31 protein-coding genes are annotated in these 21,965 nt (G+C 67.9%); 26 read left to right on the top strand and 5 right to left on the bottom strand.

Annotated features, from left to right (window positions below; genetic code table 11):
• Positions 1-6: 6 nt before the first annotated feature.
• The 25 genes from OG594_RS08960 to OG594_RS09075 all read left to right on the top strand — a co-directional run bounded on the left by OG594_RS08960 (position 7) and on the right by OG594_RS09075 (position 19,218).
• A complete protein-coding gene (locus tag OG594_RS08960) occupies positions 7-1,323 on the top strand; it encodes a phage major capsid protein (RefSeq protein ID WP_266596943.1) in 1,317 nt (438 codons plus the stop codon).
• Between the two features lie 10 nt (positions 1,324-1,333).
• Positions 1,334-1,546 (top strand): hypothetical protein, encoded by a 213-nt coding sequence (locus tag OG594_RS08965; RefSeq protein WP_030901014.1) that lies wholly within the window; start codon positions 1,334-1,336, stop codon positions 1,544-1,546.
• 113 nt (positions 1,547-1,659) lie between these two features.
• The gene (locus OG594_RS08970; RefSeq protein ID WP_266596947.1) at positions 1,660-1,893 is read left to right on the top strand and encodes a hypothetical protein; all 234 of its coding nucleotides are present in this window, start codon (positions 1,660-1,662) and stop codon (positions 1,891-1,893) included.
• Entirely contained in the window at positions 1,883-2,434 is a 552-nt protein-coding gene (locus OG594_RS08975; RefSeq protein WP_266596948.1) for a mobile element protein, read from the top strand. The genes OG594_RS08970 and OG594_RS08975 overlap by 11 nt, the downstream gene beginning before the upstream one ends.
• The gene (locus tag OG594_RS08980) at positions 2,434-2,778 is read left to right on the top strand and encodes a hypothetical protein (RefSeq protein ID WP_266596950.1); all 345 of its coding nucleotides are present in this window, start codon (positions 2,434-2,436) and stop codon (positions 2,776-2,778) included. Before OG594_RS08975 ends, OG594_RS08980 begins: the two co-directional genes overlap by 1 nt.
• Positions 2,779-2,787: 9 nt before the next feature.
• Positions 2,788-3,069 (top strand): hypothetical protein, encoded by a 282-nt coding sequence (locus OG594_RS08985; protein ID WP_266596952.1) that lies wholly within the window; start codon positions 2,788-2,790, stop codon positions 3,067-3,069.
• The gene (locus tag OG594_RS08990) at positions 3,066-3,494 is read left to right on the top strand and encodes a hypothetical protein (protein ID WP_266596954.1); all 429 of its coding nucleotides are present in this window, start codon (positions 3,066-3,068) and stop codon (positions 3,492-3,494) included. Before OG594_RS08985 ends, OG594_RS08990 begins: the two co-directional genes overlap by 4 nt.
• A gap of 659 nt (positions 3,495-4,153) precedes the next feature.
• On the top strand, positions 4,154-4,363 hold the full coding sequence (locus OG594_RS47350; protein ID WP_353962628.1) for an HNH endonuclease signature motif containing protein: 210 nt from the start codon (positions 4,154-4,156) through the stop codon (positions 4,361-4,363).
• 63 nt (positions 4,364-4,426) lie between these two features.
• Positions 4,427-5,191, top strand: a complete 765-nt coding sequence (locus tag OG594_RS08995; RefSeq protein ID WP_266596956.1) for an Ig-like domain-containing protein — start codon at positions 4,427-4,429, stop codon at positions 5,189-5,191.
• Between the two features lie 72 nt (positions 5,192-5,263).
• Positions 5,264-5,611 carry a hypothetical protein gene (locus OG594_RS09000; protein WP_266596958.1) on the top strand — a complete coding sequence of 116 codons (348 nt, stop codon included), beginning with the start codon at positions 5,264-5,266 and terminating at the stop codon, positions 5,609-5,611.
• Positions 5,612-5,615: 4 nt separating this feature from the next.
• Positions 5,616-5,960, top strand: a complete 345-nt coding sequence (locus OG594_RS09005; protein WP_266596960.1) for a hypothetical protein — start codon at positions 5,616-5,618, stop codon at positions 5,958-5,960.
• An 83-nt stretch (positions 5,961-6,043) separates the two neighbouring features.
• On the top strand, positions 6,044-6,376 hold the full coding sequence (locus OG594_RS09010; RefSeq protein ID WP_266596962.1) for a hypothetical protein: 333 nt from the start codon (positions 6,044-6,046) through the stop codon (positions 6,374-6,376).
• A gap of 82 nt (positions 6,377-6,458) precedes the next feature.
• Positions 6,459-9,818, top strand: a complete 3,360-nt coding sequence (locus OG594_RS09015; protein WP_266596964.1) for a phage tail tape measure protein — start codon at positions 6,459-6,461, stop codon at positions 9,816-9,818.
• Positions 9,819-9,821: 3 nt separating this feature from the next.
• Positions 9,822-12,053 carry a hypothetical protein gene (locus OG594_RS09020; protein WP_266596966.1) on the top strand — a complete coding sequence of 744 codons (2,232 nt, stop codon included), beginning with the start codon at positions 9,822-9,824 and terminating at the stop codon, positions 12,051-12,053.
• Positions 12,053-13,153: a DUF5047 domain-containing protein gene (locus OG594_RS09025; protein ID WP_266596968.1), complete on the top strand. Its 1,101-nt coding sequence runs from the start codon at positions 12,053-12,055 to the stop codon at positions 13,151-13,153. The genes OG594_RS09020 and OG594_RS09025 overlap by 1 nt, the downstream gene beginning before the upstream one ends.
• Positions 13,150-13,752: a hypothetical protein gene (locus OG594_RS09030; protein WP_266596970.1), complete on the top strand. Its 603-nt coding sequence runs from the start codon at positions 13,150-13,152 to the stop codon at positions 13,750-13,752. The genes OG594_RS09025 and OG594_RS09030 overlap by 4 nt, the downstream gene beginning before the upstream one ends.
• Positions 13,753-13,771: 19 nt before the next feature.
• Positions 13,772-14,422: a hypothetical protein gene (locus OG594_RS09035; protein WP_266596972.1), complete on the top strand. Its 651-nt coding sequence runs from the start codon at positions 13,772-13,774 to the stop codon at positions 14,420-14,422.
• Between the two features lie 55 nt (positions 14,423-14,477).
• Complete coding sequence (locus OG594_RS09040; RefSeq protein WP_266596974.1) at positions 14,478-15,299, top strand: N-acetylmuramoyl-L-alanine amidase; 822 nt, start codon at positions 14,478-14,480, stop codon at positions 15,297-15,299.
• Positions 15,300-15,301: 2 nt separating this feature from the next.
• The gene (locus OG594_RS09045; protein WP_266596976.1) at positions 15,302-15,661 is read left to right on the top strand and encodes a hypothetical protein; all 360 of its coding nucleotides are present in this window, start codon (positions 15,302-15,304) and stop codon (positions 15,659-15,661) included.
• Positions 15,662-16,096, top strand: coding sequence for a hypothetical protein (locus OG594_RS09050; protein ID WP_266596978.1), 435 nt, complete (start codon positions 15,662-15,664; stop codon positions 16,094-16,096).
• Positions 16,086-16,418 carry a hypothetical protein gene (locus tag OG594_RS09055; RefSeq protein WP_266596980.1) on the top strand — a complete coding sequence of 111 codons (333 nt, stop codon included), beginning with the start codon at positions 16,086-16,088 and terminating at the stop codon, positions 16,416-16,418. The genes OG594_RS09050 and OG594_RS09055 overlap by 11 nt, the downstream gene beginning before the upstream one ends.
• A 16-nt stretch (positions 16,419-16,434) precedes the next feature.
• Positions 16,435-16,746 carry a hypothetical protein gene (locus OG594_RS09060; RefSeq protein ID WP_266596982.1) on the top strand — a complete coding sequence of 104 codons (312 nt, stop codon included), beginning with the start codon at positions 16,435-16,437 and terminating at the stop codon, positions 16,744-16,746.
• A 143-nt stretch (positions 16,747-16,889) separates the two neighbouring features.
• Positions 16,890-17,342, top strand: coding sequence for a DUF6221 family protein (locus OG594_RS09065; RefSeq protein ID WP_266596984.1), 453 nt, complete (start codon positions 16,890-16,892; stop codon positions 17,340-17,342).
• Complete coding sequence (locus OG594_RS09070; RefSeq protein ID WP_266596986.1) at positions 17,339-18,355, top strand: hypothetical protein; 1,017 nt, start codon at positions 17,339-17,341, stop codon at positions 18,353-18,355. Before OG594_RS09065 ends, OG594_RS09070 begins: the two co-directional genes overlap by 4 nt.
• Before the next feature lie 62 nt (positions 18,356-18,417).
• Positions 18,418-19,218 carry a hypothetical protein gene (locus OG594_RS09075; protein WP_266596988.1) on the top strand — a complete coding sequence of 267 codons (801 nt, stop codon included), beginning with the start codon at positions 18,418-18,420 and terminating at the stop codon, positions 19,216-19,218.
• A gap of 67 nt (positions 19,219-19,285) precedes the next feature.
• Here OG594_RS09075 and OG594_RS09080 read toward each other — a convergent pair whose 3' ends face one another.
• The 4 genes from OG594_RS09080 to OG594_RS09095 form a co-directional block, all read right to left on the bottom strand.
• Complete coding sequence (locus OG594_RS09080; RefSeq protein WP_266596990.1) at positions 19,286-19,525, bottom strand: hypothetical protein; 240 nt, start codon at positions 19,523-19,525, stop codon at positions 19,286-19,288.
• 173 nt (positions 19,526-19,698) lie between these two features.
• On the bottom strand, positions 19,699-19,926 hold the full coding sequence (locus OG594_RS09085; protein WP_266596992.1) for a hypothetical protein: 228 nt from the start codon (positions 19,924-19,926) through the stop codon (positions 19,699-19,701).
• A gap of 9 nt (positions 19,927-19,935) precedes the next feature.
• Positions 19,936-20,082 (bottom strand): hypothetical protein, encoded by a 147-nt coding sequence (locus tag OG594_RS09090; RefSeq protein ID WP_266596994.1) that lies wholly within the window; start codon positions 20,080-20,082, stop codon positions 19,936-19,938.
• 9 nt (positions 20,083-20,091) lie between these two features.
• Positions 20,092-20,847 carry a helix-turn-helix domain-containing protein gene (locus OG594_RS09095; protein WP_266596996.1) on the bottom strand — a complete coding sequence of 252 codons (756 nt, stop codon included), beginning with the start codon at positions 20,845-20,847 and terminating at the stop codon, positions 20,092-20,094.
• 83 nt (positions 20,848-20,930) lie between these two features.
• Between OG594_RS09095 and OG594_RS09100 the strand changes: the two genes are divergently transcribed.
• Positions 20,931-21,119 (top strand): hypothetical protein, encoded by a 189-nt coding sequence (locus OG594_RS09100; protein ID WP_266596998.1) that lies wholly within the window; start codon positions 20,931-20,933, stop codon positions 21,117-21,119.
• 258 nt (positions 21,120-21,377) lie between these two features.
• Here OG594_RS09100 and OG594_RS09105 read toward each other — a convergent pair whose 3' ends face one another.
• Complete coding sequence (locus OG594_RS09105) at positions 21,378-21,572, bottom strand: helix-turn-helix domain-containing protein (protein WP_266597000.1); 195 nt, start codon at positions 21,570-21,572, stop codon at positions 21,378-21,380.
• Positions 21,573-21,965 lie beyond the last annotated feature (393 nt).

A 21,965-nucleotide genomic window follows, 5' to 3' on the forward strand; every position in this document is an offset into this window, starting at 1 on the left:
ACCCCCATGACTGTCAAGACCGAGGAGCTCACCGATGAGCTCGTACACCACCTGAAGGAAGCCCGCGAGATCGCCGCCAAGGCCGAAGCCGAGGACCGCGATTTCACGGACGTCGAGCGCACTCAGCTCAATGAGCACATGGCCAAGGCCAAGGAAGCCAAGACCGGCCTGGAGAAGGCCAAGGCGACCAGCACCATGCGCCAGGCCCTCGCCGACCTGGGTGACGGCATCGAACTCAACGAGAAGTCCGGCGAGCGCCGCACCCCGTCCGGCCTCGTTGTCCCGCCGGCCGGGAAGTCGCTCGGCGAGCACTTCACCGAGTCCACCGAGTACGCAGGCCTGATGTCGCAGGCACCGCGCGGCGGCTTCGGAGCGAAGTCCCGCGTGCAGTCCCTGCCCGTCGGCTACAAGTCCCTGGTCACCGGAGCTTCCGACACCTCTGCCGGCGCCTGGGTGACCAACGACTACATGGGCCAGCGGGTCGGCCTGGACCTGTTCCAGCGGCCGCTCCGACTGCGTGACGTCGTCACCAACGGCCGGACGACCTCGGACACGGTCGAGTACGTCCGCCTGACCAGCGTCACCAACAACGCGGCCCCGGTCGCTGAGGCGACGTCCTCGGCGCCGCCCACCGCACCGGAAGCTGCGGGCGCGCTCATCCCGGTCGCCGGCGGCGGCTACAAGCCTGAGAGCGCGCTGGCCGCGGCGAAGGTCACCACGCCGGTGCGGACGATCGCGCACTGGATCCCCATCACGAAGCGTGCCCTGTCGGACGCCTCGCAGATCCGCACCCTCATCGACAGCTTCCTCAAGTACGGCCTCGAGGAGGAGCTCGAAGACCAGATGATCGCCGGTGACGGTACCGGCGAGAACTTCGACGGTCTCGGCAACGTCAGCGGCGTCCAGGCGCAGGCCTGGGACACCGACGCTCTCACCACGCTGCGCAAGGCGAAGACGAAGGTCCGCACGGTCGGCCGCTCCGTCGCCAACGCCTACCTTCTGCACCCGTCCGACCTCGAAACGGTCGACCTCCTGCAGGACAACGAGGGGCGCTTTTACTTCGGCGGCCCGGCCGGCGTCGGCTCGGCGTCGGTCCTGTGGGGTCTGCCGGTCATTGAGACTGAGGCTGTCCCCGCCGGTACCGCCTATGTCGGGGATTTCCGAAAGGCTATTCTCTGGGATAGGGAACAGGCCTCCATCACCGTCACCGACTCGCATGCCGATTTCTTTGTGCGAAATTTGGTGGCGATTCTGGCAGAGATGCGTGCTGCCTTTGGCGTCATTCAGCCGTCCGCCTTCGTTGAGGTCGACCTGACTGCCTGAGGAGGCTGACATGGCATACCTGAACGCCGGTGCGGGCGCTGCCCGCGAAGGCAAGCAGACCGCGGCTGTCGCGGATGCGGCAGCGGCCACCTCGGTTGTCGCCGCGGGCGCCAACCCCACTAAGGCGGAGTACGACGCCCTGCGCGCCGACTATCTGGCACTCCGCACCAAGGTCAACGCGCTGCTCGCCGCGATGCGGACGTCCGGCCAGCTCGCGTCGTGACGCTGGTCAACTCACGGATGGTCCGAGGGCGGTGCCCATGCGGTGCGCTTCACGCATCGTGCGGCCCGCCCTCGGCCAGCACCCCGGTAGACGAGAATCTGGAGGTGGCCGTCGTGGGCGGGCCCCTGAGGTTGTACGACGTCGTCATGCACGGCGTACCGACTCGCATGAAGCTCAACGAGGCCGACGCCGAGCGCTACGGGGGCACCCTCGTGAACGGCCCGGCCGGCCCCGAGCCGGAAGCGCCGGAGGCCGAAGCGAAGACCGCGGAGGCGCCGGCCAAGTCCCGGACACCGGCCAACAAGTCCCGAACGGCCCGCGGCAAGGCCGCCCCCGGTGGCGACTGACCTTCTCGCCGACCCTGAGGAGCTCGCCGAATGGCTCGGGGTCGACGCGAGCGACACCAAACTCCTCGCCGCACTGCGGGCAGCGTCCCGACGCTTCCGCGGGGCAGTACGGCACCCGGTCACCCTCATCGAGGACGACGTCATCACCCTCGACGGCAACGGATCCGCATCCCTGCTCCTCCCGGCTGCCCCCGTCCTCGAGGTCACTGCTGTCGAAGTCGACGGCGAGGAGCTGACCGCGGTCACCGACTACGCCTGGTCGGCGGACGGATACCTGCGCCGGCTCGGCTGCCGAGTGTGGCCCGCCACACTCCGGTCCGTCCAGGTCACCTACTCCCACGGCCACGAGACCGTCCCCGAGGACATTCAGGGCGCGGTCCTCGACCAGGCGCGCGCGATCTACGCGATCCAGCCCGGAGTCCAGCAGAAGACCATCGGCGCCCAGTCCGTCACATTCGGGGTGCAGGCGGCCACCGGCGTAACCGCCCAGTGGACCGCGGCAGTCGAACGCCACCAGCTCAACCGAGGTGACCGGCCGTGATGTTCAACCAGACCGCCGTCCGTGTCCGGGCCGGTACCCGCCTCGACCGGGGCGGCAACACCATCCCCGACTGGTCACCGGGAGCCGTGACCGAGCTGACCGTGACCGGTCTCAACATTCAGCCCAACAGTCAGAGCGAGCGGGCGGACGAGGAGCGCACCGCCGTTGTGACCGGCTACCGGGTCCAGTCCGCGGAGGGCACCGCGCCCGATATCACGGCGGCGGACCGGATCGAATACGCCGGGCTGGTGTACGAGGTTGAGGGCGAGGTGGGCGTTTGGCCTGAGTTGTTCTCTGACACCGTCCACCACATCGATTTCGTCATGGTCCGCGCCACCGGATAGGAGGCCGTGATGCTCATCGACTGGCGGCTGGATGCGGCCGGCGTCAGGGAAGTGCTGCGCGGCCCGGAGGTGCGGGAACTCGTGGACGGCCTGGCGCAGAACGTCGCGGACAACGTGAAAGCCCTAGTTCCGGGAGGCACCCCGATCGAGGTCCGCAAGTACACCACGGACCGCGGTGCCGCGACTGTCGTCGTCGCCCATGTGCAGGCCATGGCCTGGCAGGCGCGGGACGGCATTCTGACCCGGGCGGCCGGATTCGCCGGCCTTGAGGTCAAGGCCTGGAACCGGTGAAGCCGCTTACCGCGTTCGGAGACGTACAGGCCGCGGCCGCCGGGGTGCTGCGGGCGGCACTGGCCGCCAGGTCTGAGCCGTATGCGGACGGCTCGACGGTCGGCACGCGAGTGCCAGGGGACCGGTCACCGGAGACCCCCGAGCTTCCCTACGTCCTCGTCCGTAAGGACAGCGACCTGCCTCACAACTCGATGGCGAACTCCCGCTGCACGATCCGCGTCACCGTGTGGCACGAGGATGCCGATCAGGCCCACGACCTGGCGATGCTCTGCCAGGCCCTGCTGCTGGTGCACTCCGGGCCCGTCATCCGGGGTACACGCCCCGGAACCGGGCCCATCGCCGCCCTGGATCCGGACAGTGATGTCGACCTGGCCACGTTCACGGTCCTCGCCAACGTCAAGCCAACTGTCGTAGCCACCGCGTAGATTGGGCAGAAGAGAACCCCGGCGGTGCGCTAACACCCCGGGGTCATGGCCAACCTGACGAAAGCAGGCTGACAGTGACCGATGCTACCTGTTCCATCGGCGGGTGCATCCTGCCACTGAAGGTCATCTCTCGCCGGATGTGCTCGATGCACCACACGCGCTTCCTTCGCGGTGGAGATCCAGGCGAAACGGGTTCACGCCGAGCAAGGAACATGGGCGCCGAGTGTCAAGAGGAAGCATGTGCTTCGCCGGCAGCAAGGCGGGGACGCTGCCGCAAGCACTACCGTGTACTCCTGCTTTCCGAACGCGAGACCTGCGCGGTCGAGGGATGCGCCAAGCCGTGGGAGCAGGCGGGGATGTGCGGGATGCATCACTGGCGCAAGCTGGGCGGCGATGTCGGGCGAGCCGGGTACACCGACCAGCGATACGGGGATCTGCGCTGCCGGATATCCGGCTGCGACCGGAGGGCTCAGTCCCGCTGGATGTGTGTAGCCCACTACCAGTTCCTGCGTGTAAATGGATCTGAGGCGGCGGTCTGGACCTCTTGCCCGGCTTGTGGAGTGACGGTCGACCTGAGGCGCTCGGACGGTCGGCTCCGGCCGAACAGACCCCTGCTCTGCCTTACCTGCCTTGCTTCACGCCCGCGCGGCAGGTGGTGCATGACCGTGCATCAAGTGGCACTCCGCGACGGGTGTGACTGCTCCATCTGCGACCTCCCAGTGGACCTCACTCTGAAGCGCCCCAACCTGCTGTCCCCCAGCATCGATCACGTGGTTCCCCGGGCGCGAGGCGGGCTGGACGTTCCGGGCAACGTCGCGTTGGCGCACTTGTTCTGCAACATCAGCAAGGGCGCGCGCCTACCCGCCTAGCCTCCAACCGCGAAAGGCCCCTCCATGTGAGGGGCCTTTTCCATGCCAGAAAGAGAGAAGAGTGTGTCCGGAAACAGTCTTGCCGCCAACTTGTGGACTGACGCCGACGTCTACATTTCCACGAACCTGTCCGCGACCCTGCCCGCCGACGCGAACACTGCGTTCGGCGTGGACTGGGATCTCGTCGGTCTCCTGGACGGGGACGACGGATTCCCGGAGTCCCGTGACGAGGACACCGACGACAAGTACGCGTGGGGCGGGGTCCTCGTTAGGACGTCGAGGTCTCACTTCAAGCTGACCAAGAGCTTCACCGCTCTCGAAGACAATGACGTGACCTTCTCCCTGCTGTGGCCGGGCTCGACCGCCACCAAGATCAAGGTGCCGCGTCCGGCGAAGGTCTTGGTGGCCTTCGAGGTGAGGGAAGGCACGAAGAAGCGCCGCCTGATCACCTCCAACTACGCAGAGATCACGCTCGACGGCGACCACGGTGAGAACGAGACCGACCTTGAGTCGGCCACGTTCGTCGCCACGATCTTCCCCACCGCCGACGGCGAGCTGTTCGACCGGCAGACCACGCCGATTCTGGTCAGCATCTCTATCCCGACGACCCTCTCGGTGGCAGACGGAGCGATCGGCAGCCTCACCGCCACGGCCACCTACGACGACGCCTCCACGGCGAACGTCACCGCTCTCGCTTCGTGGGGTACCTCCGACGCAGCCAAGGCCATCGTCAGCGCCGGGTTCGTCACCGGCGTCGACCCGGGCTCGGCGACCATCACGGCGACCTACCTCGGCCAGTCCGACACCTGCGCCGTCACGGTCACCTGAGACGCCGGGGCGCGGAAGTTCGTCGCGGTTCGGCCGCGCCCCGGTGTACCACCCGAACCGCGAGGAGGCCCCGTGCCGATCAGCTATACCGACCAGCAGATCCGTGAGAAGGCCGCCTTCCTCGGTCTGATCGAGGACGGCGCCGAGCTGCCGCGTCACCTGCGCAGCAGGGTCGTGGCGGCGATGGCCCACGCGGAGACCGCAGAGCGGGCCGACCCGACCGAACCCTGGCTCGCCCAGGAGATCGTCATCCAGCCCGGCGGAGCCGTCCTGATCGACGGCCAGCCGTTCCCCTGGCTTCTGACCAGGCAGCCCATGGAGATCAGTCTGGATCCCGACGGCACCAGCACCGTGCGGCTGACCGTGATGGCTGCCGCTGTCCAGATTGTCCAGCCCGAACCGCGACACGAGAGCGAGTAGCGACATGACCACCCGAACCGCGACCAGCAAGCCGTCCGACAGCACGCCGTTCGACTTCAACCTCGACACCGTGCAGGCGGAGGTCGACCTCACCCCGTTCCGAGTCCACCACGGCGGCCGCCGGTGGGAGTTCGCCCACCTCCAAGGCCTGGACGTGTGGGACCTGGTGGGGGCCGCCGAGACCGGCGACCTGGGGGCAACCCTGGGCCTGTTCCGGGTCGCCCTCGGCGACGATTTCGAAGACTTCCGCAAGGTCAAGCTCGCCCAGTTCAAGATGACGAAGCTGTTCGAGGCGTACCGCGCGTACTGCGGAGTCGAGTCGGGGGAATCCGCGGCCTCCGGGAACTGATCCGGAGGCACGGCAGAGCCCTCGAGGCAGACCTCGCAGCGACCTATCCGGGCGTCCGCCTACGGCACATCTACACCGGCGAGATGACCTGGCGCGAACTGGCCAGTTACGTCCAGGGTCTACCGCCCGACTCCCGGGTGCGGACAGCGCTCAACGGCGGCCGCCCGGAGCCCACGGGCGAACAACTCCTCCTGGCTGACGTTTTCGACATGCTCCAGCGCGTCAACTGGACGCTGCAGGCGGTCAACAGCGACCCCAAGAAGCAGCTGCCCAAGTCGCCCAAGCCGTATCCGCGATGGTGGCTAGCATCCGCGACGGGCAAGGCCAAGGGCGGCGACCGGCTCGCGCGGCTTGAGGCTGGCCGTACCCGCAGGCGCGAGCGTGCGGAAGCAATTGCGGCTGGCCTTATCGCGTGAAGTGTCAGGACCTGCGAGGCGTCATTCCATAACCGAATACGGGGGTCACCTAGTGCCTAATATCGGCTATGCCACAATCCAGGTGATTCCCTCTGTCCGGGGTATATCCGAGGAGCTGCGGCGTCAGCTGGGCGGACCGGCCGCAGATGCCGGCGATCAGGCCGGGCGCGAGTCCGGCAGCCGGTTTTCCGACCGCTGGAAGGCGGCCCTCGCCGCCGGCGGCGCGGCAGCGGGCGCCGTGCTCGTCGCCGCGACGATCTCCGCCATCGAGAAGGAGAAGATGGCGGACAAGCTGTCCGCCCAGCTTGGCCTGTCCGGCAAGGGCGCCCAGCAGGCCGGGAAGCTCGCGGGATCCCTGTACTCGAAGGCAGTCGTCGGCTCCTTCGAGGACGGGGCCGCCGCGGTGCGGGCCGTCATGGGCTCCGGACTCATCCCGGAGAAGGCCACCACCAAAAGTATCGAGGAGATCACCACCAAGGTCTCCGACCTCGCCAGCACTTTCGATCAGGATCTGACAGGCACGGCGAACGCCGCTGCCCAGATGATCCGCACGGGGCTGGCCAAGGATGGCACCCAGGCACTCGACCTTCTGACCCGCGGGCTCCAGTCCGGCGCGGACAAGGCTGGCGACTTCCTGGACACGGTCAATGAGTACGGGACCCAGTTCCGCAAGGCGGGCCTGGACGGGGCGACCTCGATCGGTCTGCTCAACCAGGCGATCCGCGCGGGTGCCCGCGACAGCGATGTGGCCGCGGATGCCATCAAGGAGTTTTCGATCCGGGCTGTCGACGGGTCGAAGACCAGCATCGACGGCTTCAAGACTCTCGGCCTGTCTGCCGATGATATGGCTGCGAAGTTCGCCCAGGGCGGTAGCGCCGCGACCGGGGTTCTCGACATCACCTTGTCCCGTCTGCGGGACATCAAGGACCCGGTTCTGCAGGCGCAGACAGCGGTCGCCCTTTTCGGCACTCAGGCCGAGGACTTGGGCTCGGCGTTGCTGGCGATGAACCCGTCCACCGCAGCAGCGGGGCTCTCAGAGGTGGACGGCGCGGCAAAAGCCGTCGGCGACACCATTCGCGGCAACACTTCGACACAACTGGAAGTTCTCCAGCGCCAGTTCATGAGCGGCATTGGCGTTATCGTCGACACGTTCGTTCTCCCTGCCCTCCTCAAGTTTATCGAGGTTATCCGGTTCGCCGGAGACGCCATCGGTCCGGTCGTCAACTGGCTGCGGGAGTGGGGTGTTTGGCTCGTTCCCGCAGCCATTCTGGTCGGCGGGCTGACGATTGCCCTGAACGCGCAGGCCATCGCGACCGCTGCGGTCACGGCCGTGTTCTCCATCTACCGTGGGGCGATCCTGCTCGGGACCGCGGTCACCAACGGGTTCGCCGCAGCCCAAGCGGTCCTCAATGCCGTCATGGCGCTGAACCCAATCACCCTCGTGGTGATCGCTTTGGTGGCCTTGGCGGCAGCCGTCTACATTGCCTGGCAGCGCTCCGAAGCCTTCCGTACCGTCGTGCTCGCGGTGTGGAATGCCATCAAAACGGCGGCGATGTGGGTCTGGGAGAATGCTCTCAAGCCGCTGTTCGAGGGCTTCATGATCGGGCTCCGTGCGGTTGGCGAGGCCGCGGTCTGGCTGTGGGGCGCGTTGCAGCCGGTCTTCAGCTTCATCGGTGAGGCCGCCAGGATCCTCGCCACGATCATTCTCACCATCCTGATCACGCCCGTCTACCTGGCGATCAAGCTCCTCGGGGCGATCTTCGGATGGCTGTGGGATGTGGCGATCAAGCCGATGTTCGACCTGATCGCTGCAGGCGCGATGTGGCTGTGGAACAACGGCATCAAGCCCGCGTTCGATCTGATCATGGCTGGCGTCAAGGCAGTTGGCGATGGCGCCATGTGGCTGTGGACCAACGCCATCAAGCCCGCGTGGGACAACATCACCGCAGGCGTCGAATGGCTGTGGACGAACGGCATCAAGCCGATCTTCGACAACATTGTTGCGGGCGGACGGGTAGTCGGCGCTGCGGCCATGTGGCTGTGGCAAGAAGGGATCAAGCCTGCGTGGGACGGCCTCGGCGCTGCGATCCAGTGGGTGTGGACGAATGTAATCAAGCGCGCGTTCGACAGTGTGTCGCGAGGTGTCGACGTGGTGAAGGACGCCTTCGATATGGGCGTCAGTGCGATCGGCCGGATCTGGGATGGCCTGAAGGACATCACCCGCAAGCCGGTCCAGTTCATCATCGACACCGTCTACAACAACGGCATCCGAAAAGTCTGGAACATGGTGGCCGAGTTCACCGGCTCCAAGCAGCTCGGCGTCCTGACCTTCGCCTCCGGCGGCAGCGTGTTCGGCGCCGGGACTGCCACCTCGGACAGCATCCCCGCTCTACTCTCCAACGGGGAGCACGTGTGGACGGCGCGCGAGGTCAACGGAGCAGGCGGCCACGCCGCGGTTGAGGCACTCCGGGCGCGGGCCGCACGAGGCGGCTCGGCCTTCGCCAACGGCGGGGCTGTCGGCATCCCGCGGTACGCGGACGGTGGCGTCGTCGACTGGCTCTCCGGGAAGGCCCGCCAGATCGGCGGCGCCCTCATGGACGGTATCGAGTTCATGACCAGCCCGAGCAAGGCATGGGACGCGGCAACGAAGTTCATTCGGGATCAGGTCGGCTCCAGCCTGTCCGGCTCGCAGTGGGCTCAGGCGCTCAGCCAGTTCCCGATCCGGATGCTGCAGAGCCTGAAGGAGAAGGTCGTCTCGGCCGCCGAGGGCCTGATCGGGGGCTCGGCCAGTGGCAGTGTCGCCGCGGCGATGGGCTTTGCCCGGTCGCAGGCCGGTAAGCCGTACCAGTGGGGCGGCGCCGGCGATCCCTCCTGGGACTGCTCGGGTTTCATGTCCGGTATCCAGAAGGTCATCCAGGGGCTGGCTCCTGGCGGCCGCCTCTGGAGCACGTTCTCCTTCCAAGGGGACACGGCCCCGGCAGGCTGGCATCGCAACCTGAAGAGCCCGTTCATGATCGGCATCACCAACAACGGGGTCGGCCACACCGCCGGAACCCTGGCCGGCATGAACGTCGAGAGCCGTGGCGGCGACGGCGTCATCGTGGGCCCGCGCGCCCGCGGTTTTGACAATGCCCTCTTCCAGACCCGGTACGGCTTCGCGCCTGCCCTCAAGAAGTACGACTCGGGCGGCTGGCTCCAGCCAGGGGTCACCACTGCGGTCAACGCCAGCGGTCGACCCGAGGCGATCCTCACCGCACCTCAGTGGCGGCTCGCCGAAAGCGCGCTCGCGGGCTCGGCTCGCGGGCTCGGCCCCGGTGACCAGCTCACGCTCGTCGTGGATGGGCAGGAGTTCCATGCCTACGTGGACGACCGGGCTGACGGCCGCGTGACGGCAGGCATGCGGGACCTTCGGAACACTGTGACGTCTGGACGAAGGGGGTAGAGCATGGCGATCCCCGGCAACCTCCTGTCCGCCGTCACAGAGTCCGTAGACCCGAACACGTCGGGCTGGCTCGCCAAGCTCAACTGCACCATCAGCAAGGGGACGGGCGGCCGGAACGGCGACGGGACGCTCCGCCTGTCCTCGACGGCCTCGGGCGAGATGCAGGCCCGTACCGCCTCCTCGTATCCGGTGACCGTCGGCCAGGAGTATCAAGCATTCGCCGATGCTTCTGGTGCGACGGTGCCGGAGCGGATCGGCATCCGCTGGATGACTGCGGCGAACGCGGAGATCAGCATCACCTGGTCGCTGTCGACGGCGACCGCTTCGGCGACCTGGCACCGGATCGCCGTTTCGGGGACTGCCCCTGCGACGGCGGCCTCGGCGCAGGTGGTGGTGTCGGCGACCCCGGCCGCGGGGTCGGTGATCAGCCATTTCGAGAACGTCTACCTGGGTGTTCCGATGCGCACGCAGGGCAACTTGCTGTCGGCGGACGCGGAGGGCATCGAGCACGCCACCCTGAAGTGGGTGGCGGAGACGAACTGCAGCATCGCCCGGCAGGCGCCGATGGTGCAGTGGCCGGTCGATTACTACCTGGCGGGCGGCCAGGTGCTGGCCCTGACCGTGACCGCGAACGGCAATGCGGCGGCGAAGGTCACCGAGAAGCCAGCGGCGACGGCGGGTACTGAGTACGTCGGCTACTGCTACCTCAGCCCGCCCACTTCGGGCAGCACGACGTGGGTTGAACTTCGCTTCTACACAGCCGCTGACGTCCTGCTGACGGCGACGCGCGCGAACCTGGCGGCTCCGGGGACCGGCTACTACCAGCAGCGCGTGTCCGCGGTCGCCCCGGCGACCACGGCTTATGCGACGCTCGCCGTCGGCATCACCTCCGGTACGGCCGCGCAGGTGATGCGCATCGACGGTGCTGTCATTGCGACTGCCCCGGTGATCCGCGAGGGCAGCATCGTCCCCTATGCGGACGCATCGTTCGAGGCGGACGTGGCCGGCTGGACGGTAACCAGCGGTGTCGCGACGCTGGCCCGGTCCACGCCGTGGGGGACCTACGGCATCGACGGCGCCTACGCGCTGACCGTGTCGTCGGCAACGGCCACCGCCAGCACGATCCGCAGCGCCCGCTTCCCCGCGGGCGCGGCGGCCGGGCTGAGCTTCCGGCTGCAGCTGTACACGAACGTCAGCGCCGGCGGCTGGACGATCCAGCGCCACATCCGCTGGTACGACGCCGCCAACAACAGCCTCGGCCTCACCTCCTCGACGTCGGCCACGGCGCCGACGCCGAACTGGTGGGTGCTCACCCACAGCGGGACAGCGCCGGCTCTCGCCACGCAGGCCGCGGTCGAGCTGTCGCTGACTGCGACGTCGACGTCGTCGGCACTGCGGGTCGACGCAGTGCAGATCTGGGAGGCCCTGCCCCTCATCGAGGTGGACGCCGACGACACGACGGCTGTGGTCACGCTGACGCTGCGGGAGTTGACCCTCGGCTATCTGCTGACGGTGTGGCGGGTCACCTCCGACGGAGCCCGAACCCTGGTCCGTGGCGCTTCCGGGCTGATCCAGTACGAGGTGATCGCTGGTGACCAGCTCATCATCGAGGATGCCGAGGCCCCGCTCGGGGTGCCCGTCACCTACTACGTGGAGATCGTGGCCGACGTCAGCGCGGTCCCGGAGACGCGGACCAGCGACCCCGTGGAGCTCGATCCGGGCGACACCCAGTACGCGTGGCTGAAGGACCCGGGCCGCCCGGACCGCAACATGCGGATCATGATGGCGGAGCCTCCATCGTGGAGCCGGCCGGTCGCGCAGGCCGAGTACCGGGTCCGTCGCCGCCGCAACAGCGTGATCCTCAGCGACGTCCGGGCCGGCCTCGAGGGGACTCTCGCCGTCTACACGCAGACCGACGAGGAACGGGAGGCCCTTCACCGGCTGCTCGACTCCGGGTCGACGCTGCTCTGGCAGGCCGCCCCCGGCCATGGCGTCGACGACATGTACATCGCCGTCGGCGCCGCAGCGGAAGGCCGCCAGGGGATGGCGACCGACACGTGGCGGACCTGGCAGCTGCCCGTCAAGCAGGTCGACATGCCCGTCACGGTAGGCGTCGCAAGCTCCGCCGGCCGCACCTGGCAGGACGTCCTCACCGAGAACGCCACCTGGGCTGAGGTGCTGTCCAAGTACCTCACGTGGGAGGACGTGTTCCTGGACCGGAAGATCGGAGCCTGATGTATCCCGTCTCCGACCGCTTCCTGCAGACCATCTCCGAGTCCCACGACGTCGCCGTCGAGGTCGTCCTCATCCGGACCGACGGCACCTCGGAGACTCTCGATATCACCGGCGGCAGCGTGTCCGTCGACCGGAGCGCATCCGTGCGCCGCACCTGCACGGTCACGCTCGCCGACCCCACGCTGATCCCGCGAACCGCCGCCGACAAGGTGTCCATCTACGGTGCCCGGCTGCGGATCAGCCGCGGAGTCCAGTACAGCGACGGCTCTCAAGAGCTGGTCCCGCTCGGCGTTTTCCGGATCGACAGTGTCAGTGGCGACGTTGACGAGGGACCCACCACCATCGGCGGGAAGGGCCTTGAAGTAGTCATCGCCGCCGACCGGTTCACCGCCCCCTACCGGGCGTCCGGCACCGCGGTCAGCGCTGTCACCGCCCTGATCCAGCGCTCCATCCCGACCGCCTCGGTGGTCATCGGGTCGATCGTCGACGCTGCAATCGGACCCCGCACCTGGGACGTTGGGGCCGATCCATGGGCGGCGGTCGGTGAGCTCGCGTCCGTCGTCGGTGCCGAGGTGTACGCCGACGGGTCCGGTGCGTTCGTCATCACCGAACTGCCTGACATCCTCACCACCAGCCCCGTATGGACGGTCGCGGCGGCAGAGGGCGGCACCTACATCCAGGCCAGCAGGGGCATGAACAGCGACGCCGTGTTCAACGGCATCCTTGCCGGCGGCGAGAACTCGGAGTCCGGAACCGCCCCGTTCCAGGTCCTCGTCGTCGACTCCGACCCGGGCAGCCCCACCTACTGGGACGGCCCCTACGGGCACCGCCTCGCCCCGCAGCCGGTAACCTCGCCGGCGATCCTCGACACGATCCAGGCGACCGCTGCAGGAACGCTACGGCTGCGGCAGGCTCAGGCTGCGAACGCGTCCGCGGACTTGGAGACGCTGCCCAATCCTGCGTTGGAGGCGGGCGATGTCCTGCGGGTCGTCTACGCGGACGGCACGGCAGAGCTCCACCAGGTTTCGGCGTTCCCTGTCCCGCTGGATGTTGGCGGCTCGTTCACGATCCGCACGATCTCCGCGAAGGAGGACGCGTGAGCTCCGTCCAACAAGCCGCCTCGGACCTCGCCAACGTTCTCCACGGCCAGGTGCGGCAGGCCTCCGACCAGGACCCCAGCATCCGTGGGGCCGACTGGCGGATGGCCGTCGTCGCGTCGATCCAAACGACCGGCACCGTCACTACCACCGACGGCATCGTCGCCCGCCGTACCGACCTGTACGTCACGCCTGTCGTCGGAGACACGATCGTCCTCACGGTTTCCGGGTCCGGGAACTGGCTCGCACTTTGCCGGACGGCGCCGGTGTCCACGGCCGGCACCTGGCAGGCCCTCACCTACAACGGCACCTGGTCGGCGTGGGGAGGCGGGTATCTCACACCTGGCTACCGCATCAACGGCGACAACACCGTCAGCCTGTGTGGTCTGGCCAAAGCCCCGGCCTCCACGACCAGCGCGTCGACGATGGCCACGCTGCCAGTAGGCGCGCGACCCACCGCGACGGTCCGCCTCGACATCACCGTCAACTCGGGCTTGCACGCCGCACTCGAAATCTCCACAGCCGGCGCGATGCTCGTCGCCGACTTCGTCGGCACAGCACTCTGGGCCGCCCTCGACGGCGCCACGTTCCGTATTTCATAGAAAATAAGGAGGGCGCCCCGTGGCGACCGACTCATACGGGCAGGGCTTCCAGGTCGCAGCCCTCACGGACCCGCCGAACGCTCAGACGCTCGCGACGAATTTGGCTTTGATGGCCGGTCAGACGGTCATGCGGTTCACGAACGCCGCGGCCCGCGCCGCCGCCATCACCAGCCCGGTCGCGGGCATGCACGCCTACCTCGTGACCGAGAAGCGGCTCACCTACTACGACGGCACCGCGTGGATCATCCAGAACACGAACGCTTTCGTCTACGCGTCAGCTGTGCAGTCGGTGCTCCACAACACGGCCACCGTGATCAACATCAATGCGGCCATTGTTGATGACACGGCCGGGCTGAATGTCGGCGGTCACTACTGGCTGACCCCCATGGCCGGCGTGTACCGGATGACCGCGATGGTCTCCTGGGTAGGCAGCGGCGGAGGCGGCTGGCGCACGTTGTGGCTGACCAGCAATGGCACGCAGATCGTCGGGTCTCAGGGCGGATCCGTCGGCTCAACCGTCGGCACCACGCAGGAACGCACCTGCGTGGCCACGTTGGCCGCCGGACGGCAGATATCTCTGGTCGCTCTGCAGCAGTCCGGCGGCGCCCTCAGCACGGACCTCCCCGGGAATGTCGCCGGATCCATCGAGTTCGAGTTCCTGCACGCCTGACTGACCCCAGCCCCGGACCGTACCGGCCGGGGCTCCCTCATGCCCAGGAGGCCTCATGGCCTGGTACCCCGGAGCGATCCGGATGGAGCTCCAGCCCGAGTCGGACAACCAGCCCGCGATCAAGCCGACGCAGTTCATCATGCACTCGATTGCCGCGCCCTGGAGTGTCCGGCGGACCTACGAGTACTGGCGCGACTCCACGAACCTGGAGTCGCACTTCGGCCTCGACTACGTGGGCCAGCCCGGCCAGTACATCGGAACCCAGACCCGCGCCGACGCCAACTACAAGGCCAACCTCAGGCCGGACGGCACCGGCGCCGTGTCCATCGAGACCGCCTCTAACGACAAGCACACCGACCCGTGGAGCAGCTCGCAGGTCGAGGAGCTCATCAAGCTCGGCGTGTGGCTGCACCAGCAGCACGGCATCCCGCTGCGGATCTGCCGCACCGCGTCCGACCCCGGCTACGGCTACCACCGGCTGCATGCGGACTGGGCGGTGGGTGGTACCGACTGCCCCGGCGACGCGCGCGTCGCCCAATTCAAGAACGTGATCTTCCCCGCGATCGTCGCCCGCGCCAACGGGCAGACCCCCGAACCCCCTCAGCAGGAGGACATCGTGACCCCCGCAGAAATCCAGGCCATCGCCACCGCCGTGTGGAACCACCCGCTGCCGAACATCACCCCCGCCGGCGTCGAGGACGGTCAGACCAAGGCCGCGTTCTGGCTGCTGGTCTGGCAGGACTACGCCCACAAGCAGCTCATGGATGCCATCGCTGCCTCCAAGCTCACCCCCGCCCAGATTACGGCGGCACTCGCCGACGGCACCCTCAAGGTGAAGGTCACCGTCGAGCCGGCCGCCACCCCGAAGGCGGTCTGAAGATGAAGCTCTTCAACCGCGAACCCGCGCTGTGGCTCGGCCTCGTCGCGATCGGCGTGAAGCTCCTTGCCGCGTTCGGCATGGACGTGTCCGCCGAGCAGCAGGCCGTCATCAACGCGGTCGCTGCAGCCCTCGTCGGTCTGATCCTGGCCGTCGTCGCGGGTGACGCGATCGGCGCCGCTGTCCTCGGCTTCGCCCAGGCGGCCCTCGCCCTGGCCGTGGGATTCGGTCTGGACTGGTCGGCTGAGCAGCAGGCCGTCGTCCTCGCTGCCGCGGCTGCTGTCGTCGCCATGTGGGATCGGACGCAGATCACCGCGCCCGCCCCGGTCGCTGCGGCACCCCGCCCCCTCTCGGGCGTGTAGATGCGGTGCCGTGCGGTCCGGCGGCTCAGGCGTCAGCTGGGCCGCCGCGGCACCATCCTCAGCTGCTACGGCATCGTCTGGATCCTCTACGGCTTCGGCCAACTGGTGACACCACAACCGGACCAGCGCGGGCTGAAGCTCGCCCTGACGCTCTTCCCGCTCGACACCTGGGGATGGCTGTGGATCGTCGCCGGGATCATCGCAATAGCGTGCGCGTGGGCTCCGCCGGGCCGCGACGCTGCTGGATTCGCCGCCCTGGTACTGATCGTTCTGCCATGGATGGCGACCTACCTAGCCGCCTGGATCACGGGGGACTCGCCCCGCGGCTGGGTGGCAGCAGCGATCTGGATGCTGATCTGCATCCCGGTCATGGTCGTGGCGGGATGGCCCGAGGCTCCCCGCCGTAAGAGAGCGGACCCTCCCTATGAATGCTGACACCTGGGTGCAGATCGGAGCGGGCACGGCGACAACCGTCGCCGCCGCGTTCGTGGGCCGGGCGGCGCGAAGGACGAGGCGGCAGGAGAACCGCGACGACTTCACCACGGTGAAGGACGCCCTGAACGAGCGGATCGACGACCTCAAGTCGGAGATGGACGACCAGCGCAAGCTCGTCGGCGACCAGGCCGAGGCGCTTGGCTACCTCGTCATCCGCGTTCGGTCCCTCGTCGCGTACATCCGCAAGGCCGGCATGGAACCGCCGCAGCCGCCCCCGATGTCGGATCGTGTCCGCGACTACCTCCATCACATCGACGTGTGAGAACTGGAGTGCGAGCGTGAGCGACGAAGACCCCGCGCCGCGGCCTGCGGCACCGCGCCGGCAGCAGCCGATGGCCGACGCCGAGACGCTCATCGACATGGGCGTCCTCGAGGAACAGCCCCAGCCGCCCCCCGACGAACCTCCGAAGCCGCCGGCCGAGGAGCAGGCGAACACGGTCGCCCTTGACGAGGCGCTCGCCGGAGCCGGCATCACACCCGACACTGCGGACGCCGAGGCGATCGCCGAGCTCGCCAAGCTCGACCCGGCTGTCATCGACGCGATCGCCAAGTGGGTCCAGCGAGATCCCGAGCTGACCGAGGAGAAGTAGGCGACCCCCACCCTTCTGGGTGGGGGCTTTCGTCATGCCCGGACGGCAGCAGTCGCGATAACCCCCACGCACCGAGGCCCAAGTTGGACCGCTGCGACCCAGATAAGATGCCATATCGGCGCCCAGAATTGGTACAATTGAGCATGACAGCCGAGCTGATCAACTTCCTCCGCGATCGCCTCTCGGTAGAGGAGCACGTGGCCCGAGAGGCGACCGTAGGACCGTGGCGAAACGCTGGGACCAGTCGCCACCATGAAGACGTTGCCGGGCCTTGCGAGGCGGTCTTTGCTGCGCCGCCTGACCGCGGCTGCACCTGCATCGCGAGGACGGGTGCCAGAGGAGACCGGCAAGCCATGGTCGACGCCGAGCACATCGCTCGCCATAACCCAGAGCGGATCCTCGCCGAGGTCGAGGCGAAGCGGCGGATTCTGGCCTTGCACTCTGATGCAACAGGACACAGCTGCTCCATCGCCGACGAGACTGGCTACGAGCTCAACTACGCGGAAGTCAGGGGCGACGACGCCTGCACCACCCTTCGCCTTCTCGCCCTGCCCTACGCCGATCACCCGTACTACCGGCAGGAGTGGCGGCCGTGAGCGAACTCGCGCCGTATCAGCCCAGCACGTCCCCGGCCGCTTACGACCCGGCGACCCTCGCCGTCCTCGCCGCCATGGAACAAGCCGCCGAGGAACACCTCGACCGGATCCGCCCCCACAACACCAAACGCGGGTACGAGAACGACTGGAACCTCTGGGCCGAGTTCCACAGCTGGCTGGCCGAACGCACCGGCCACCCGCTGGCGCTCACCGATGTCACCAAGGGGACGCTCGTCGGGTTCGTCATCTGGCTCGACACGGTGAAGATCGCAGCACCCGCCAGCATCGACCGGCGGATCACCGGAGTCACGGTCACCGCCCGCTCCTTGGGCGTCCAGGTCTCGAAGGATGCCACCGTCGCTGCGCGGAAGGCGCTCAAGCCGCTCAAGCTCGACCCCGACCGGATCGCCCGAGGCCGCGGCAAAGCTCCAGCCGCCACGCTCCAGCAGCTCCAGCAGATGGCCGACGCCGCACCTGCCGGCCTGGCCGGGCTGCGCGACCGTGCCCTCTGGCTCATGGCCTTCGGCATGGCCGGACGATCCTCAGAAGTCGCAGCCCTCCGCACCGAAAGCATCGCGCTCGTTGGCAAGGGCCTCGACGTCCACGTGCCCTCCGTCAAGGGCCTCCCCGCCCGCAAGGTTCGCGTCGCCTACGGCAAGAACCCCGACACCTGCCCCGTCCGTGCCTGGCTCGTCTGGAGAGCCGCCGCCGGACTCACCGCTGGCCCCGCCTTCCGTCCGATCAGCGTCCATGGACAGCTTGGCACCGACGGCCTCACCGCGTCCGGCTGTCAAGAGATCATCTCCCGCGGCGCAGAACGCGCCGGACTCGCAGTCCGCCTCACCGGACACTCCATGCGGTCCGGGTTCATCACCACCGCCCGCCAAGCTGGCAAGCGGGAGGAGAAGATCCGCGCCCAGTCCGGCCACGCCGCCAACTCGCCGGTCTTCTGGGGGTACATCCAGGAGGCCGACGCCTGGACCGACGCCGCGTCCGAGGACATCGGGCTCTGACCAGGACTTAAGGGAACGTTATGCGCTGCATCCTCTTGCCCCGCCAAACGAAGGAGAAGTAGATGTTGATCCGCTTCGACCCCGACGAATGGAAACCCACCCAGAGCAACACCCGCAGCCGAAGGTCGACCGGCGGACTGGAGCCCGACCAGCTGGTCGTCTGGGATCGCCAGCCGTACCGCGTCATCGAAGTCCGCGAACGCGACCACGCCGACTGGACCGAGAACTACCGCGCGGCCTGGGTCAAGCACGGCATGCCCGAACCCAGCTCCTGGTACTACCGTCCCCGCGTCGTCGTCATCCGCCACGACGACCAGCCCAACGCCAAACCGCTTCACCTGCAGGCGCCGAACAACGCGAACTGGTACACGCTGCCTGAGCACTACTGGGTCTGCCGCCAGTGCAACGAGATCCCGCCGTGCCGCCACGTCCACAACGAGGGCATCATGGACCGCGCCTCTGAGCGGATGTCCAAGGACATGGCCCTCGTCCCCGGCGTGTGCCACGGATGCCGCGAGCCCATCACCGCGCGGCAGAGGTCGTTCACGTTCCCCGGCCCCAACCTGATCCGTCCTGACCTGGGCAACGGTTCCGCCGTCTTCCATACCCGCCGCGGCTGCATGGACTCGGTCAAGGCCTACGACCGGCGCTGGGCTGGAGCGGAGCCCGATCGGCAGCGGTTCTTCTACTGCAAGGGCTCCATGACCGAGCACCACGACAAGAGCACCGAGTGCACGAACCCGGCGTGCCTCGGTACGGGGCCGCTCACGGATTGGGTCGAGCACAAGATGTTCACCCGGCATCACCCTCGGGGCGGCTCAGTGGTGCAGGGCTGCTGGTGCCTGGCTGGCGCCGGGGTCTGACCGCATGAACGATGCCCCCGCCAGGGAAAGTGGCGGGGGCATCGCTGCGGAAGCCTACCGACCGCGCTCACGTCTCCTCGTCCTCGGGCTGGTACACGTGCGGCTGCCCGCCCTGCCAGGCGATCGCCGACGAGTCCCCGTGGACCATGTCCTCGGGGTCGGGTAGGTCGATGCGCCGCAGGAACTCGATCAGGTCCGCGTCGCTGTACGCCACGCCGAGGACGGTGTCGACGCCGTGGATCCGGATGACGACCCGCCGGCCGCCGGTAGGGGAGATCCGGTGCACGAGGATCGGCGCATGCTCCATCCCTCCAGCCTGCGCGAGGGCGGGCGAGGCGGCATCCCGGGACAGCCTCACTGTCGGTGGCCCGTCGTACAGTCAGAGCATCCCATTCAAGGGTTGAGGCGGGCTGCCTCGCACTCGTTCCCGCCCTACCGGACCCCGGCCCCGGGGACAGCGCCCGGTGGGGCGGAAGCGCGTCAGGCCTCGACCGGCTCGCGGGCTGCGTCCTTGACGGCCTTCTCGACCTCGTACCGGTTCTTCTCGGACGCCGTCGCGTAGTCGGTCACCGCGACCTGCAGGGCGGAGGCCGCCTCCAGCCACGGTCGCCACGCCTCCCGGCTGTACGGGCCAGCCAGCGCCCGCTCCCGCGCCTGGTTCGCTGCACGCTGGAGCTCGATCAATTCGTCGGTAGGTTCGATAGCCACCCAGGGATCCTAGGCCGCCAGCTCCTGCTCGGCGCGCACCGCCGCAGCCCACTCGACGATCAGCCGGTGGTAGCGGTCGACATCCTCGGACGCCAGCATCCCGCCGGCCCACAGGCGGCGGATCTCCTCGTTCACCTGCTCGGCGGACCGGATCATGCACCGATCCTACGAGCCGGCACCGACATCCGGAACGGGTCGGCCACCAGCCCACAAGGCATCCACGTGGTGCGCGAACCGGTCGAACAGGCCGTCCGGCTCCAGTCGACGCAGGTGCAGCATCGGTGATTCATGCCCGAGCAGGTTCGCGATGTGCGGGGTGACCAGCATCTGCTCGTCGAAGACGAAGACGGACAGGGCGATGTGATCGTCGGAGAAGCGGGCCTCCAGACCCGGCACGGGCCCAATCTTCGCCAGCTGATCCAAGGTGATCCGGATGCGGGTGCCGACTGTCAGCGGCACGCCCTCCACCTGCTCCCGCCGGCGGGTGACCTCCGACTCCGGATCACCGACGACGAACCGGACCTGGCAACCGGCCTCGGCCTTCGCCCGCAGCCTGGCCGCGACCCGCGGATGGTCCTGCCACAGGAAGTAGTTCGTGTACCCGGCGAAGACGAGACGTCGCTTCGCCCCGTCGATCAGGGCCGCCCACAGCGACGTCGGGCACGCGTTCCTGTACGGGTAGCTGGCGACGATCTCCCGGTCGGTCCCCAGCTTGATGGTCGACCTGACCGCCCGCGGCCACAGCATCTCCGGACCCACTCCCAATACCTCTGCGACGGCCGTGCGCGTCCCGGGATGCGGGGCCCTCTCCGGCGACGACAGCCACCGGTCGACCGTCTTCCCTGACACTCCGACCTTACGGGCCAGCTCGGCCCTGGTCATACGGGCGTCGGTGAGGGCATCTCTCAGCGCGACATTCACGGGCCCGACGCTACCGGCGATGCGTCCCAGGTGTCCCACAAAGGACGGTAGAAGCGTCCCCCGTGGCCGGGCAGAGTACGGGCATGAACCAGCCCCCACCCCTCCCGCCGGTCGGCGACCTGTCCGAGCAGCAGGTCCGCGGCGCCGCCTGCGTCTACTGCGGGATCTGCCTTGAAGGCGCGCCCGCGGTCGACCTCGGCGAGCGTCGGACTCGCCGGGCTGGCGACACGGTCCGGTGGTTCCCGCGGGCCTGCCGGCTGCCGCATCCATGAGCCCCCGCCCGTCCCGATGCGGCGGCTACGGGGCGGGCGGGTATGCAATGCAATCGAAACCGGACAGTAGGTTTGACAGAATTTATCGGTCGTATGTTCGAGCAAACATTAGTCAACCGCTAGGTAGAACCTGACAGTTCGTGACGTTTGCGCAGGTGGCAGGCGCGATAGCGCCCGCATATATCTACCGACCCACTGGCGGACCCGTGCATGGGCCAGGCAGACTGGGGCAACCGCAGAGGGTGGCCGAAAGGGCACCTATGAATTTGGCGGCAGCAAGCTCTTTACCGACACACGGAGGACGCAGGCGATGCGCAACAAGTGGCTGATCTTCGCGTCTGTCGTGCCGCCCTCAAGGCGCTGGATCGTCGAACGGTCGATGCCGGCATGTTGAGCCAGGCGCTCCTGTGTCAGGCCCTCGTGAATCCGGGCTACGCGGATGCGGTCGCCCACGGCTCTCTGGGCTTCGCGGATCCACGGATCTTGTTCTGCTGACACCAACCCAGGTCAGCTCAACAAGATCATTCTGTCAGCAGCAGAACTGAAGCACTGTCTGATCTAGGTCGATCGGTCGGCCGACAGGCAACCTACTTGGGTGGATCGCCGCCAGGTGCGGCGAGCCGCTCGCGCAACGTGTCGGGGACGTGCCCCGTGGACTTGCCCCCCTCGCGGGTGCCCGGCACTGCGTCCCCCGATCCGCTACCGTGGATCGGGGGACGCGCCATTTGGCCTCTCACCTGCAGCGATGAACAGGGCGAGTGGGAGCGAGATGGGAGCGGACCTTGCGACTCGTAACGACTTGAGGTAACCGCAAGCGACCGCAAACGACCTGAGGTGTTGGAGATT

The organism is Streptomyces sp. NBC_01214, assembly GCF_026340975.1.
Taxonomy (GTDB): domain Bacteria; phylum Actinomycetota; class Actinomycetes; order Streptomycetales; family Streptomycetaceae; genus Streptomyces.